This window comes from Flavobacterium sp. DG1-102-2, from assembly GCF_033042555.1.
GTDB lineage: Bacteria > Bacteroidota > Bacteroidia > Flavobacteriales > Flavobacteriaceae > Flavobacterium.
Genome location: NZ_JAWLIK010000005.1, coordinates 133,978 through 148,613, shown reverse-complemented (window position 1 = coordinate 148,613; position 14,636 = coordinate 133,978). Strand labels below are relative to the sequence as shown.

The following is a 14,636-nucleotide window of genomic DNA, read 5'->3' as shown; positions in this document are numbered from 1 at the left end:
TTTAAAGTTATGTTGAAAAAAACAGCCGCTATGCTTGCCATAGCATCTTTAGTGCTTACAGCATGCAAAAAAGAAAACGCAGCGCTGCGTATAGATGATGAAACAGCTAAACAAGCTGAGATTGCCCACGCTAAAGCCGGTGAAATTCCTGTAGCTAAATTTGATGCAATGGAATTTGATTTTGGTACTGTTGCAGAAGGTGATAAAGTGGAACACACGTATAAAGTATCTAACAGCGGTACGGCAGACCTTGTAATAAGCGATGTTAAACCAAGCTGCGGATGTACAGTGCCTGATTTCACTAAAACACCTATCAAACCGGGAGAAACCGGAGATATCAAAGTTATCTTTAATTCAGCAGGTAAAAGCGGTAACCAGGAAAAAACGGTTACAGTTATGATGAATACAGAAACAGGAACAGAAACTCTTAAATTTAAGGCAAACATCACTCCGAAAGCCGGAGGTATTGGTGTAACAGCGCCTGCAGCACACTAATATATGGGACAAATAGGACAATTTGCACCGATAATCTTAATGTTTGTCGTAGTGTATTTCTTAATGCTTAGGCCACAGCAAAAAAGGCAGAAACTTGAAAAAGAGTTTGAAGCTAATTTAAAAGTGGGAGATAAAATCATCACTAAAAGTGGTATCCACGGAAGAATCGCTGAAATTGCAGCAGATTCTGTAGTGATCGAGACAATGGCAGGAAAGCTTAAAATGGAGCGTTCGGCTATATCTAACGAACTAAGCCAAAAATTAAATGCCCCTGCTAAAGAGGTTAAATAATAAAAGAAAATCCCAATCGTAAGGTTGGGATTTTTTTATGCTTTCTTGTTACTGATTACTGCGACTGCAAACTGAACACTTACCTGTACTTATCATTCAGCCCCCTGCCTTCAAGGATAAGGGGTTTTATTTTTTCCAGGCGTGCCAGTACTGTCTTTTCCTGTTTAGCGGTTGCTATCTGCTCTGCAAATTCCTTTTGTTTGTAAGGAGAGAATTTTGCAAAAGCTTCAGATAATTCTACTGAAGCATCAAGCTCCGCTTGTAAGCGTTCAGGGATTATCAATGGCTTCTTCTCAGGCTTTACGGCAAGCCCTGCCTTTTCTACCCCGATAGCCTCATTAATGTACTGAAGCACCAATTGTTCGTTTACCTCTCCTTTTGTTGCGAAACGCCACTGGCGCAACGATTTCGTTAAGCCTTCCTGTGCGTTTACCAATATTTTATTCTCATCCTTAAGAAACACCCCTTTAAAGAACCAAATGGTAAAAAAATCATTAAAGCCACCTATGCCCAGCACATTCTTTCCGTTGTAAGTATAGGCGGTGCCTCCCCATTTGGTGGTTTCAGTCAGTCCTGTTTTGTTTATGATGCTTTTTAACAGCTCCAGTTCTTCAGGCCATTTACTGTTTTTATCCCAGGTATGTTTCTTTTCGGGATCCATTATTATTTCTTTTCGGCAGTAAGCTCGGCTATCTTTACAATAACGTCTACAGCCCTTTGCATACTTTCTACAGGAACGTACTCATACTTACCATGAAAGTTATGCCCGCCTGCAAATATGTTAGGACACGGAAGCCCCATGTACGAAAGCCTTGAACCGTCTGTCCCTCCGCGTATAGGTTTGATAAGCGGTTCAATGCCAAGTTCTCTCATCGCTTTCTCTGCAATGTCAACGATATGCATTACAGGCTCAACCTTTTCTTTCATGTTGTAGTAGTAATCCCTTACTTCAGGAATAACCACATCACCGCCAAATTGTTTTTGGTATTCGGCGTTTATGCCATCGGTAATCGTTTGGATTGTAACTTTACGAGCTTCAAACTTTTCACGGTCATGGTCGCGGATAATAAGCTGTACCGTAGTTTCTTCAATGCTTCCGGTAATGCCCACTACGTGGAAGAAGCCTTCATAATCTTTAGTTTTCTCAGGAACTTCTCCGGTAGGCAGTTGGCTGATGAAACTGTTAGCTAAAAGCATGGAGTTAATCATTTTACCTTTTGCATAACCCGGGTGAACGCTGATACCTTTAAAAGTGATCTTAGCTCCGGCAGCATTAAAGTTCTCATATTCAAGTTCACCTATCTGGCTGCCATCCATGGTGTAAGCCCATTCGGCACCAAATTTTTCAACGTCAAATAAGTCGGCACCACGGCCTATCTCTTCGTCTGGCGTAAAACAGATGCGTATTTTTCCGTGTTTGACCTCAGGGTGCTGTATCATGTACTCCATAGCGGTAACGATCTCAGTAATACCGGCTTTGTCATCAGCGCCAAGAAGGGTAGTGCCATCGGTTGTAATAAGCGTCTGGCCTTTATACTGAAGCATATCTTTAAAATAACCGGGAGACAGCACAATGTTAAGTTCTTTATTCAGGATGATATCGCCGCCATCATAATCAGGGATGATCTGTGGTTTTACGTTAGCGCCCGTAAAATCGGGAGTAGTATCAAAATGCGAAACAAAACCAATAACCGGCACTTCATGATCAACATTAGATGGAAGGGTAGCCATAACATACGAATGCTCGTCTATCGTTACATCTTCCATGCCAATTGCCTTAAGCTCTTCTACAAGCTGTCTTGCAAGGTTCCATTGTTTTTCTGTACTTGGAGTAGTTGGTGAGTTTGGATCCGATTCGGTATCAACAGTAACATAGCTGATAAAACGATCTATAATATGCTGCATCTTTAGTTTTGTTTTTAATTTAAAGTGCAAATTTACGATTTTGCGCTGTTTAGCGGTTATTTTTTAAGAAGTTTTCTGTAATCGATATTCTGTTTTAAAAACTTAAACGGGAATTTTCATTATAAATGTTGCGCCCTCGCCCAATGCCGAATGTGCGGTGATAGTACCCTTGTGCTGTTCTATGATTTTTTTACAGATACTAAGGCCAATTCCGGTGCCTGTATATTCGGTTTTAGCATGCAGCCGCTGGAAGAGCTTAAAAATTTGTTCGCTATACTGTTCTTCAAACCCGATACCGTTATCACTAAAAGTTATCTGCAGGCAGTCAATTATCTTCCCCTGGTCGGTTTCGTGTTCTACGATTTCGCCCTTAATTTCAATAACAGGGGCATCGCTGCTGTATTTTAATGCATTGCTTATAAGATTAGAGAACAGCTGGTGCATTTGTAGCGGAACGGCCATTAAATTTGGCAGGTCATCTTTTATAATCACTGCCTTTTTTTCTGAGATGAGCAGCTCATAGTCAGCAAGTACGTTATTAATTATGGTATTGAGGTTGGTCTCCACAAACTGGTTTTCTTCCGATATGCGGCTGTACATCAAAACATCCTGAATAAGCTGTGACATCCTTGCGGCAGAATTGAAGATCTTATCCATGTACCGTTGCGCAGCTTCGCCCCGTAAATCCCATTCCTGAATGGTGCTTATAAAGGTTTGTATCTTTCGCAACGGCTCCTGAAGGTCGTGGCTGGCAACATAATTAAAGGATTCCAACTCTTTATTGGTCTTTTCAAGTTCTATATTTTTCAGCGCAAGCAATTTGTTAGACGTATTAAGTTTTTGTGTCCTGTCGTTTACCATTGCCTCAAGTTCTTCCTCAAACTTTTTCTGGTCGTGAATATCGGTTAGTGTGCCCACCCATTCTGTTATTCCACCGTTCTCGTTTAAAAGCGCAATCGTGCGAGACATGTGCCATCTGTACACTCCGTCTTTTCTTTTCAGTAAAAAGATATCATTATGTTTTTCACCTGTTTGCATGGCACGCATCCAGTTAGAATACACGACATCCAGCATGTCTGGATGAATAACAGGTTTCCATCCCATGCCTTTTGCCTGCTCCGGTGTAAGCCCGGTATAATCAAAATAACGGTCGTTAAAATACTTTATCATACCGTCAGGAGACGCAGTAAAAGTTATCTGCGGCATGGTTTCAAGAATCATTTTAAGATCTTTCGCGCTTTGTTCCTTTGCGCTTTGAGCAAGGTATTGCTCTGTTATTTCGGTTACCATGGATATAACACCTGCCGGCACTCCGTTTTCCATTAACGGCTGGTAGGCCGATGTAAAATAGCGCATCCTTTTTACCCCGTTGTAATTAAACTCCACGGGGCGTAATGGCCTGTGTACTGTATTACCTGTCTCAAAAACATAACGCATATCTATACCGATAGGGTGATCTTTAAAGTGCGGAAAAAGGTCAAATATCTTTTTGCCAAGTACATCTTCCCGTTTTAAATTATGTATGCCCAGGTAAACGTCATTTGCGGTATCGTATACGAGGTCTTTGCCCTTCAAAATGATGATGCTAACAGGGGCGAGTTTGACAAGTGTTCGGAATTTTGATTCGCTTTCTTCAATTTTTTTACGGGCAATAACCTGCGGGGTAATGTCGTGTGCCAGTACTACAATGCCTTTTACTTCTCCATCTTCCTGCAGTATGGGCTGATAGATGAATTTTACGAAGATTTCCTGTGTTATTCCATTGGTAACAGAATAAAAGTGTGATTCTTCCTCTATATATTCTTTTCCGTTATTATATGAATTTGCAAGTTTTTTATCAAAGCCTTGCACAGCAGCTTCCGGCAGTCCTTCAAACAGCGGCCTGTTAATCATCACTTCCGCTGTTTTGTTCCATAGCTTCAGCATATTTTCATTGGCAATTTCCACGATCAGGTTCCTGCCGCGCAATACGCAGATGGCAACAGGTGCCTGCAGGAAAAGGTTTTTAATCTGCCTTGAGGCATTGTCCCTTGCTTTAATGATCTTTATCTGCGACCGGATACGTGCCAGGAGTTCTTTTGCCGAAAATGGTTTTACCAGGTAATCATCGGCTCCCGTTTCATACCCTTCAATTTTTGATTCTTCACCAGCCCTGGCGGTTAGAAATATAATAGGCAGCAGTGCTATTTCCGGATCGCTTTTAATCTGGCGAAGTAATTCTTTGCCATCCATTACCGGCATCATTACATCGCTTAGCAGCAACGATGGCCTTTCTTTGTATATGGCATCGAGTGCCTCAGCTCCATTTGCTACAGTAATTACCCTATATTCCTTTGATAATATCGAAGTTAGGTGCCTGCGCATATCGGCATTGTCATCAGCAACGAGAATAGTATCTACGTTTTCCTGGGGCGTCATGTTGATATCGGCAAACGTACCCGAAGCCATATCTGCCATGGCATCTGCTTCTGTAAGGTAATGATTTATGGGATTTGCGTGCATTTCCTGCATCTCCTCATATACGTTTTCGATATCAAGGTGGGCTTTTCCAAAAGGAATGGCAACACTAAAAGTGCTCCCTTTCCCTTCTGTGCTTTCTACCGAAATCGAGCCGCCATGCTGTAAGATCAGCTCTTTAATCATCGATAAACCTATGCCCGATCCTTCATAACTTCTGCCACCGGCATTGCGTATGCGATGAAAGCGGCTAAACATATTATACATTTCGCCTTTTGGTATGCCTAGGCCGGTATCGCTAACTGTCAGTATTGCATTATTAGTATCTTGTGTTATCGTAACTGTGATGCTGCCATTTAGGGTATATTTAAAAGCATTGGAAAGCAGGTTAAATACAATTTTCTCCCACATATCCCTGTCAATATAAACCGGTTGGGATAATGGCGAAGCTTTCACGATAAATTCGAGGCCTGCCTTTCGGGTAATAGAACTAAAGTTAGATGCCAGATTTTCTGTAACGGATGCGAGATCAACAGGGGTAAACCGGGCCCTGAATTTTCCGCTTTCCATCAGGCTAAAGTCTAACAAGGTATTAACGAGTTTTAGTAGCCTCAGCGCATTGCGATGTACGGTCTCGGCTATCTCCTTTTTATGCCCATCAAGGTCATGATTGGTTGTGAGCTCTTCAAGCGGGCCAAGCATCAAAGTTAGCGGTGTCCTGAATTCATGGCTAATGTTACTCACAAAGGCAGTTTTGGCACGGTCTATTTTGGCTAATTCTTCAAGTCTTTTACGTTCGTTATCAATAGCATCAACATTTTGTATGGCGGCAGAGATATTTGCAGCTACAGCTTCATAAAATGCCATGTAGTCCTTATCCAGCCTGCGTGTAGGGTTTATACCGCAAACCAGGATTCCTGCCGCTTTGTTCACGGTGGTAGTCAGCAGCAGGGCTATGGCATTTGTAACGGGCTGGCATGCCTGTCCTTTAATCAGCAGCTCGTTGTCTTGCAGCTCAAAGGTTTGCCATTTTCCGGTTTTAATGACCGTTGTAAGCTGAATTTCACTTTTTAGGGTAAATTCTTTAGGAAATTGTTCAGAACCTGTAAATTCTATACCTGCCTGCTGTACCATATTTACCTTTTTTCCTTCGCTGTTAAGCAGGTAAAACAGGGCAAATGGAATGTCGGCATTATTTTTTTGTATTGTTGCCGCTGCCGATTCAAATGCTGCGCCAACCGTTTTTTCTATCAGTGATTTTGCTGCGAGTTCTGCCAGCGTGAGGCTTCTCCTGGCGTTCAGTACTTTTCCGGTCGTTTCAAAATTAGGGCAAAACAAGCCTGCCACTTTACCAAATTCATCAAAAATGGGGCTATACGAAAAGGAATAAAATACCTCTTCTAAAAAGCTGCCACGTTTCATGAACAAATGAACATCATCATTGTTTGTCGACTTACTTTCTTTATACACTTTATCCGATAAAGGTCCGCAAATATCCCAGATTTCTTCCCATACCACCGATGCAGGTTTACCAAGCGCCCATCTGTGTTTATCAATACCCAGCACATCTATGTAAGCGTCATTATACAAAAATGTATTGTCAGGCCCCCAGCCAATCCATATAGGATTTTTAGAATTCAACATAAGATTTATGGTAGTCTTTAGGCTCTGCGGCCAATGGGAGAGTGGCCCAAGCGAAGTTGCCGACCAGTTAAAATGACGTATCATTTCGCCCAGCTGGCCTTCGGAAGTAAGAAAATCCGGGTGCGTATTTTTATCTTTTATGTCATGCATAGTGAGGTGGTTACAGGCAAGCCCTAACCAAAGTTAACAAATAAGAATGTTAAAATTTTACGAAAGCTTTTCCAGTTCTGCTAATAAATTTTTTCGGGCATGTTCCTCAAATTTTTCTCTGAAATGCAAGGTCTTAAAAATGTAATCCATTTCCAGAAAATGCTGTAAAACCTTTTTTCTGCCCGGGTTGTACATAAAGTCGGGAAATATGCTGTACTCTTTTCTGATTTGCTCACTATAGTTTATATAATCTTTTGTTGGTGCACCTACGATAGCCATATCGGCATCGATAAAAAGGTTGGTGTCATTATCCGGGCTCATGTCGTGGCTTTTAGTAGCAATGATCTGTTCGCCGCAATTTTTTATTTTTTCTTTAGGGTAATTGATTAGTGTAAGTGCCTTAATGGCTGCCAAAGCACTCTTTTCTTCATTGTCTTTTGATGTTACTTTATAGATGATATCATGATAGAAAAGTGAAAACAGTACGGTGTCCCAGTCTGTTATCTGCTCACGGCAGTTTTCAAGCTGAGTATACATGTTTTTAAGATGTGTGAGATTGTGATAGGAACGCTTGGGTGAGCTGTATTGAGATTCAATTTCATTCCACAAGCGTTGTGCGGTTTCAAGATCGTTACAGTATTTAGTAACCAGATTTAGAAAGATATCTTTTAGCATCGCCTGTAAATTTATTTATCTGTTTATCAGCTAATAATTTATTTGTCTATCAAATCTAATAACTTTTACACTTTAATTTTTAATATGGCATCTAATTTATAAATTTGCAATCCAAACAATCTTATATGTACAAATCCTTGCTAAGGCCGATACTTTTCCGTTTTGACCCGGAAAAAATACACCATTTTACTTTTTCATCAATTCGTTTCCTTGACAGTATCCCGGGATTTCCGGCTTTGTTCAGGTCGTTGTATGAAGTAAAAGACCCACGCCTTGAGCGCGAGGTTTTTGGGCTAAAATTCAAAAATCCGGTAGGACTGGCGGCAGGTATGGACAAAGATGCAAAGATGTTTAAGGAGTTTTCAGACCTTGGATTTGGTTTTATAGAGATTGGTACGCTAACGCCAAAGGCACAAGAGGGAAATCCTAAGAAGAGGTCATTCAGGTTAAAGGCAGACAGCGCCATCATTAACCGTATGGGCTTTAACAACGGTGGTGTACAGGAAGCTGTAGAGCGCCTTAAAAAGAATCCTTCAGGAAAAGGACACGTGCTTATCGGTGGTAACATTGGTAAGAACAAGGTTACTCCAAATGAAGATGCCGTGAGCGACTACGAGATTTGTTTTGATGCACTTTATGATCATGTAGATTACTTTGTGGTGAATGTGAGTTCGCCAAATACACCTAACCTGAGAGAGCTTCAGGATAAAGAACCGCTGACTAACCTGCTGCAAACGCTTCAGGATAAAAATGCGGCCAAGCCAAAACAAAAGCCTATCCTGCTTAAGATAGCGCCAGATCTTACTGATGACCAGTTACTTGATATTATAGATATTGTTAAGGTTACCAAGATTGCAGGTGTTATTGCAACTAATACAACAATTTCACGTGAAGGTCTTGTATCTCCCGATAAAAACGAAATGGGCGGACTGAGTGGTAAACCGCTTACCAAACGTTCTACCGAGGTTATAAGGTTCCTGTCTGAAAAGAGTAATAAAGCATTCCCAATCATTGGGGTGGGAGGTATTCATACCCCTGAAGATGCCATAGAAAAACTGGAAGCAGGGGCAAGCCTTGTACAGTTGTATACCGGCTTTATTTATGAAGGCCCGGCGCTTATAAGAGATATTAACAAAAGGCTGCTGAAAGGGGCTTAGTTGCGGAGTGACTGAGGTTTTTAGGCTTAATGGGAAACATAAGTGCTAAACCGCTAAACTACTCAGTAACTCTTTAAAGAAAACGTTTTCGTAAATAAGCGAATTCTTATTATCTTTGAACCTTTATGGAAAAGATTAAAATTATCGAATGTCCAAGAGATGCCATGCAGGGCATCAAGGCTTTTATACCTACAAAAAAGAAAATTGACTATATCCAGTCGCTTTTAAGGATAGGATATGATACAATAGATTTTGGTAGTTTTGTGTCACCTAAAGCCATTCCGCAAATGCAGGATACAGCAGAGGTGCTTGCAGGGCTTGACCTTTCCAGGACCGAGAGCAAACTGCTGGCTATAATAGCCAATACGCAGGGGGCACAGCTGGCTTCACAGCATGCTGAGATACGCTATCTAGGCTATCCGTTCTCAATTTCAGAGAACTTTCAGATGCGTAATACCCATAAGACCATTGCAGAATCAATAATTACTCTTGAAGAAATACTGAATATTGCCGATGCTTCTAATAAAGAAGTCGTGGCTTATCTTTCAATGGGATTTGGTAATCCGTATGGTGATCCATGGAATGTGGAGATCGTAGGGGAGTGGACCGAGAAGCTTGCCGCTATGGGCGTAAAGATTCTTTCGTTAAGCGATACCGTAGGCAGCTCTACGCCAGATGTTATTGAATACCTGTTTGCTAATCTTATTCCTAAATACCCAAACATCGAATTTGGCGCGCATTTGCATACCGTACCGGACAAATGGTTTGAAAAGATAGATGCGGCTTACAAAGCAGGCTGCAAGCGTTTTGATGGCGCAATTCAGGGCTTTGGCGGATGCCCGATGGCAAAAGACGACCTTACCGGAAATATGCCTACAGAACGTATGTTATCTTATTTTACAGCAAACAAGGCTGACACTAATATGCACCCGATGAGTTTTGAAAGCGCTTATAACGAAGCGACGAAATTATTTGGGGAGTTTCATTAACAGGGTTATCACTAGTTAATCTTTCCCTTAATATTCATGCTGCCGTGAAGTATTCTGACTATTTCAATTTCATTTGTATCATAGAATAATTTTTTTCCGGGATTATTTTTTTGCCTGATAAATTCCTTTTTCGGTATTCCAGATTAATTTTTTATTATTGTCGTTCCAAAATTTTAACCACCATTTTGCATCTTTAGCTGTATCTTTTTTATCGTCTCCAAACAGCATACCCAGGTAGCCGTATGTGTATGTGTCAGGATTACAATAATTAGCAGGTAATTTTTTATCAGAAGGCATTTCCTCAAGATTATAGATGTCTTTTAGGCATTTCTTAGTGAGTACATCTTTTTCAGCACTATCCTGAAGAGAAATAATAAGCGCATGGGCAGCATCTAAACTGCATATTTCAGGAATTCTCCCTTTTGATGTGTCTACATGTTTGTATTCTTCAACAGGCTTTCCGGAAATATAATCTAACCATTTTATTTTCAATTTTTCAAGTTCTGCACTTGTTGTAGTAATCGTTACAGAGCCGAAATCTTTGTGTGTAAGACTTTGCAGGATTTGGTTCGCTCTTCCGGCAACTGTAAATAAATCATTGTCCATAACCAATCCCTTTCCTTCAAACAGGATGTCTCCGGTAACAATTCTTTCCCAGATGATTAATCTTCCTGTTCCTTTTAGCTTTGTCTCTTTTTTATTTGTTATCTGTTCTGCTAACTCTATTTTATAATCAGCCTCTTTAGTATAGTTGTTTAACGACGCGTTTAAGGTTAAGAACACTTCGCTCCAGTATTCATCATTTATATTTTTCTCAAGTAACTCTGCCGGTGTAAGTCTTTGAGCAGCGTCAAACATATCCTGATTATAATTTTCTATATTTTGCTGACTCCATGAAACGAGTCTTTTTTGGGAATGTATGGATTGAAAACAGAAGATTGCGAGTAGTATGGTTAGTGTTTTATACATTTTAATTATATTGTTGATCAAATAAACGAAAATTTATAATAGCAATTGGCAGCACTATTTTCTTTGAGTTATTCGATCATATTTAATATTTGATTTAAATGAATAATGAAGAAAACGTTATAATAACAAAATAAATATATTCTATATTGTCATAAAAACATTTTATCGTATTTGTACTTTTACAATTCCTAAAAAAGTGTTATATTTGCACGCAATTTAACTACAAATTGCAGCATGAAAGCACACACTAATAAAATCATCGGCGAAGGTCTTACTTACGATGATGTCCTGCTAGTACCTAACTACTCTGAAATATTACCACGCGAAGTTAGCATTCAGTCTAAGTTCTCAAGAAACATAACCCTTAACGTTCCTATTGTATCTGCAGCGATGGATACTGTTACCGAAAGCGCAATGGCAATTGCTATGGCTCGCGAAGGCGGAATAGGCGTTCTACACAAAAACATGACGATTGAACAGCAGGCAACTGAGGTTCGTAAAGTAAAAAGAGCTGAATCAGGAATGATCATAGATCCTGTTACGCTTCCGCTTACAGCAAACATCGGCGATGCTAAAAACGCTATGCGTGAGTTTGGTATCGGTGGTATTCCTGTAGTTGATGCAGAAGGGACACTTAAAGGTATTGTTACTAATCGTGACCTTAGGTTTGAGAAAGACAATAACCGCTCTATACTTGAAGTAATGACAACTGAAAACCTGGTCACTGCCGCAGAAGGCACTACGCTTCAGGTTGCAGAAGGCATCCTTCAGAAAAACAAAATTGAAAAACTGCCTGTTGTAAATGATAATTACAAACTGGTAGGGCTTATCACTTTTAGGGACATTACTAAACTGACCCAGAAACCGATAGCTAATAAAGATAAATTCGGAAGACTTCGTGTTGCTGCTGCTCTGGGTGTTACTGCCGATGCGGTCCAGCGTGCCGAAGCTCTTGTAAATGCAGGTGTTGATGCTGTTATTATTGATACGGCTCACGGACACACAAGAGGTGTTGTGACTGTATTAAAAGAAGTAAAAGCAAAATTCCCTGAACTTGACGTGGTAGTAGGTAACATTGCAACTCCTGAAGCTGCCCTTTACCTTGCAGAAAATGGCGCAGATGCTGTAAAAGTTGGTATCGGACCGGGTTCTATATGTACTACACGTGTTGTAGCCGGTGTTGGTTTCCCTCAATTCTCTGCGGTACTTGAAGTGGCTGCTGCCCTAAAAGGTACAGGTGTTCCTGTAATTGCCGATGGTGGTATCCGTTACACTGGTGATATCCCTAAAGCACTTGCTGCGGGAGCCGACTGTGTAATGCTTGGTTCGCTGCTTGCAGGTACTAAAGAATCTCCGGGTGAGACCATCATTTTTGAAGGAAGGAAATTTAAATCATACCGTGGTATGGGATCTGTAGAGGCGATGAAAGAAGGCTCTAAAGACCGTTACTTCCAGGATGTTGAAGACGACGTTAAGAAACTGGTACCAGAAGGTATCGTAGGCCGCGTTCCTTATAAAGGCGAACTTTTTGAAAGTATGCTTCAGTTTGTTGGCGGACTTCGTGCAGGTATGGGCTACTGCGGATCTAAAGATATCCCTACACTTCAGGAAACAAGCCGTTTTGTACGTTTAACGTCAAGCGGAATTGCTGAGAGCCACCCTCACAACGTAACAATTACTAAAGAAGCGCCTAACTATTCAAGGTAAGACTTACTTAGTCTAAAGTCAATAAAGTCGAAAGGCACAAGTTTTATAGCTTGTGCCTTTTTTTATGCGATAAATGGATTTTGAGTTATTTCATAGTAATCGCCGAAGGAGACCAATTTTGAATATAATTTAAAATTTAATGCTTAAAATTTTCAATTTTATATTGTAGCGTAAAAAAAATATGTAAATTCGATTTTTAAAATAGAATAGTATAGAATAGTGTATTCTTTAAATTATAATCAAGTTACCAATGAAAAATCGATTTACTTCCCGTTTCCCTTTTTTGCTTTTCCTAATAGTGTCTTTTATGTTTACGGGCTGCAAAGTGGCAGAAAAGTCACTTTATGTAAAGTCAAAGCATGATTCAAACCAAATTACAGTTTGGCTGGATAAGGAAGGGGCACCCTATTATAAAGTAACACACGGCGGTAAACCAATAATTCAGGATTCGCCACTTGGGCTTAGCTGCGACGACCAGGATTTTACGTCCGGGCTTTCTGTTGCCGGAATTTCGCCTATCGAAGAAAAAAGGGAACAGTATGAATTAAAGGTGAGTAGCTACAAAAATATAGACCATGTTTTTAATCGTAAAAGCATCACGTTTAAAAATAAGCAGGGAGCAACGATGGTGCTTGACCTTGCTGCAGGAGATGAAGGTGTGGCTTTTCGCTACCGCTTCCCGGATTCGGAAGGCAAATCGCGCAAGATAAAAGAAGAAGTTACAGGATTCCATATTGATGCAGCTGCAAAAGGCTGGTTGCAGCCATATAATAAAGCCGGCGATTATACGCCCGGCTACGAAGATTTTTATGTGAATGTAAAGCCTGGTGACCCTGTAAATGGTGAACGTAACCCTTCTAATGGGTGGTGCATGCCTGCCCTTTTCAATGTAAATGATACTAAAAGCTGGGTACTTATTGCAGAGTCGGGTACTGACGGTTCTTTTCCGGGCTGCCATTTACAGCCTGATTCATCAGGAGGCATGTACAAGATGGCCTTCGCCGAAAAGGATGAGAAATACACCCTTCCGTTAGCTGATAAAGTAAATGTGTGGCCGGAAGCAAGCCTGCCATGGGTTATGCCATGGAGGGTTATTATCGTTGGCGACAATGCCGGAGATATTTTACTGTCTACCCTGATCACTGATTTGGCTCCGGCCTCTAAAATTGAAGATACCTCGTGGATTGAGCCCGGTAAAGCAGGGTGGTCATGGTGGTCGCATCCTGACGATCATTCTCCGGAGATATACAAAGAATTTACAGACTTATCAGCCTCGTTTGGTTTTGAATATACACTTTTTGATGCAGGCTGGGAAAAAGCCAATAGCGACGGAAAAATTATAGACCATGCTGCAGCTAAGGGGATAAAACCGTTAGTGTGGGGCTATTCATCAGAATATTTTGAACCTGTAAAGAGAAAAAGCAGGTTCAGGCAGCTGGCTCAAATGGGGGTTAAAGGAGTGAAGATCGATTTTTGGTGTTCGGACAGGCAGGAAGTATTGGCAGCATTGCAATCGGTTTTTGAAGATGCAGCTAAAGAACGTCTGTTGGTTAACCTTCACGGAACGACTATTCCGCGGGGTTGGCACAGAACCTGGCCAAATTTTATGACCGCTGAAGCGATATTAGGAACTGAAAGTTATTTTTATGAGCCACGTTTCCCTGAAAAGGCCGCGGAACAGAATACTGTTCTGCCTTTTACAAGAAATGTTGCTGGCCCTGCGGATTATACGCCTTTTGCGCTGACCATGAGGAAATATCCGCGTTTAAATACAGGAGTTCATGAACTTGCCATGGCTATGATCTATACTTCGGGTATTATTCATTTTGCCGACTCTAAAGAGGTGTTTGATGCTTTGCCTGTTCCTGTTAAGGATTTGATCAAAGAAATGCCTGCTACCTGGGATACTACGGAAGCAGTTATCGCCGAACCGGGAAAAGCACTGGTGCTTTACCGCCAAAAAGGTTCGTTGTCGTATATCGTGGGGATAAATGGCACAAATACTAACTTGCCTGTAAAGCTGGATCTTGCAAAATACGGAAAAGGCTTCTCTAAATTCAGGGTAATTACTGAAGGGAACGACCCATTAATGGACTTTAAAACACAAACTTATCCTGTGGCTGCAGGATTGCCGCTTACAATTGCTCCAAAAGGAGGATTTATCATTCAGTTTGTGAAGTAAAAAGATAACCATTAC

At 40.9% G+C, this 14,636-nt stretch carries 11 protein-coding genes; 6 read left to right on the top strand and 5 right to left on the bottom strand.

Annotation, left to right across the window (positions count from 1 at the left end):
• The first annotated feature begins 9 nt into the window (after window positions 1-9).
• Window positions 10-495, top strand: a complete 486-nt coding sequence (locus tag R1T16_RS09345) for a DUF1573 domain-containing protein (RefSeq protein WP_317500830.1) — start codon at window positions 10-12, stop codon at window positions 493-495.
• Window positions 496-498: 3 nt separating this feature from the next.
• A complete protein-coding gene (gene yajC / locus R1T16_RS09340) occupies window positions 499-786 on the top strand; it encodes a preprotein translocase subunit YajC (protein ID WP_317500829.1) in 288 nt (95 codons plus the stop codon).
• 79 nt (window positions 787-865) lie between these two features.
• Here the strand turns inward: yajC and R1T16_RS09335 are convergent, their stop codons facing one another.
• The 4 genes from R1T16_RS09335 to R1T16_RS09320 form a co-directional block, all read right to left on the bottom strand.
• Window positions 866-1,447, bottom strand: a complete 582-nt coding sequence (locus R1T16_RS09335; RefSeq protein WP_317500828.1) for a YdeI/OmpD-associated family protein — start codon at window positions 1,445-1,447, stop codon at window positions 866-868.
• Window positions 1,448-1,449: 2 nt separating this feature from the next.
• Window positions 1,450-2,691, bottom strand: a complete 1,242-nt coding sequence (gene pepT / locus R1T16_RS09330) for a peptidase T (RefSeq protein ID WP_317500827.1) — start codon at window positions 2,689-2,691, stop codon at window positions 1,450-1,452.
• Between the two features lie 102 nt (window positions 2,692-2,793).
• A complete protein-coding gene (locus R1T16_RS09325) occupies window positions 2,794-6,942 on the bottom strand; it encodes an ATP-binding protein (protein WP_317500826.1) in 4,149 nt (1,382 codons plus the stop codon).
• 57 nt (window positions 6,943-6,999) lie between these two features.
• A complete protein-coding gene (locus R1T16_RS09320; RefSeq protein WP_317500825.1) occupies window positions 7,000-7,617 on the bottom strand; it encodes a hypothetical protein in 618 nt (205 codons plus the stop codon).
• A gap of 125 nt (window positions 7,618-7,742) precedes the next feature.
• On the opposite strand from R1T16_RS09320, the gene R1T16_RS09315 reads away from it, so the two are divergent.
• Window positions 7,743-8,774, top strand: a complete 1,032-nt coding sequence (locus R1T16_RS09315; protein WP_317500824.1) for a quinone-dependent dihydroorotate dehydrogenase — start codon at window positions 7,743-7,745, stop codon at window positions 8,772-8,774.
• Window positions 8,775-8,899: 125 nt separating this feature from the next.
• The gene (locus R1T16_RS09310; protein ID WP_317500823.1) at window positions 8,900-9,763 is read left to right on the top strand and encodes a hydroxymethylglutaryl-CoA lyase; all 864 of its coding nucleotides are present in this window, start codon (window positions 8,900-8,902) and stop codon (window positions 9,761-9,763) included.
• A 102-nt stretch (window positions 9,764-9,865) separates the two neighbouring features.
• Here R1T16_RS09310 and R1T16_RS09305 read toward each other — a convergent pair whose 3' ends face one another.
• A complete protein-coding gene (locus tag R1T16_RS09305) occupies window positions 9,866-10,732 on the bottom strand; it encodes a hypothetical protein (RefSeq protein WP_317500822.1) in 867 nt (288 codons plus the stop codon).
• A 234-nt stretch (window positions 10,733-10,966) separates the two neighbouring features.
• Here R1T16_RS09305 and guaB point away from each other — a divergent pair, with 234 nt between their 5' ends.
• Complete coding sequence (gene guaB, locus R1T16_RS09300) at window positions 10,967-12,439, top strand: IMP dehydrogenase (protein WP_317500821.1); 1,473 nt, start codon at window positions 10,967-10,969, stop codon at window positions 12,437-12,439.
• Between the two features lie 250 nt (window positions 12,440-12,689).
• The gene (locus R1T16_RS09295; RefSeq protein ID WP_317500820.1) at window positions 12,690-14,621 is read left to right on the top strand and encodes a glycoside hydrolase family 97 protein; all 1,932 of its coding nucleotides are present in this window, start codon (window positions 12,690-12,692) and stop codon (window positions 14,619-14,621) included.
• The last annotated feature ends 15 nt before the right edge of the window (window positions 14,622-14,636 follow it).

Excerpts from the sequence above, each read along its gene's own strand:
- R1T16_RS09345 (WP_317500830.1), top strand. The coding sequence starts at position 10 with ATGTTGAAAAAAACAGCCGCTATGCTTGCCATAGCATCTTTAGTGCTT.
- yajC (WP_317500829.1), top strand. The coding sequence starts at position 499 with ATGGGACAAATAGGACAATTTGCACCGATAATCTTAATGTTTGTCGTA.
- R1T16_RS09335 (WP_317500828.1), bottom strand. The coding sequence starts at position 1,447 with ATGGATCCCGAAAAGAAACATACCTGGGATAAAAACAGTAAATGGCCT.
- pepT (WP_317500827.1), bottom strand. The coding sequence starts at position 2,691 with ATGCAGCATATTATAGATCGTTTTATCAGCTATGTTACTGTTGATACC.
- R1T16_RS09325 (WP_317500826.1), bottom strand. The coding sequence starts at position 6,942 with ATGCATGACATAAAAGATAAAAATACGCACCCGGATTTTCTTACTTCC.
- R1T16_RS09320 (WP_317500825.1), bottom strand. The coding sequence starts at position 7,617 with ATGCTAAAAGATATCTTTCTAAATCTGGTTACTAAATACTGTAACGAT.
- R1T16_RS09315 (WP_317500824.1), top strand. The coding sequence starts at position 7,743 with ATGTACAAATCCTTGCTAAGGCCGATACTTTTCCGTTTTGACCCGGAA.
- R1T16_RS09310 (WP_317500823.1), top strand. The coding sequence starts at position 8,900 with ATGGAAAAGATTAAAATTATCGAATGTCCAAGAGATGCCATGCAGGGC.
- R1T16_RS09305 (WP_317500822.1), bottom strand. The coding sequence starts at position 10,732 with ATGTATAAAACACTAACCATACTACTCGCAATCTTCTGTTTTCAATCC.
- guaB (WP_317500821.1), top strand. The coding sequence starts at position 10,967 with ATGAAAGCACACACTAATAAAATCATCGGCGAAGGTCTTACTTACGAT.
- R1T16_RS09295 (WP_317500820.1), top strand. The coding sequence starts at position 12,690 with ATGAAAAATCGATTTACTTCCCGTTTCCCTTTTTTGCTTTTCCTAATA.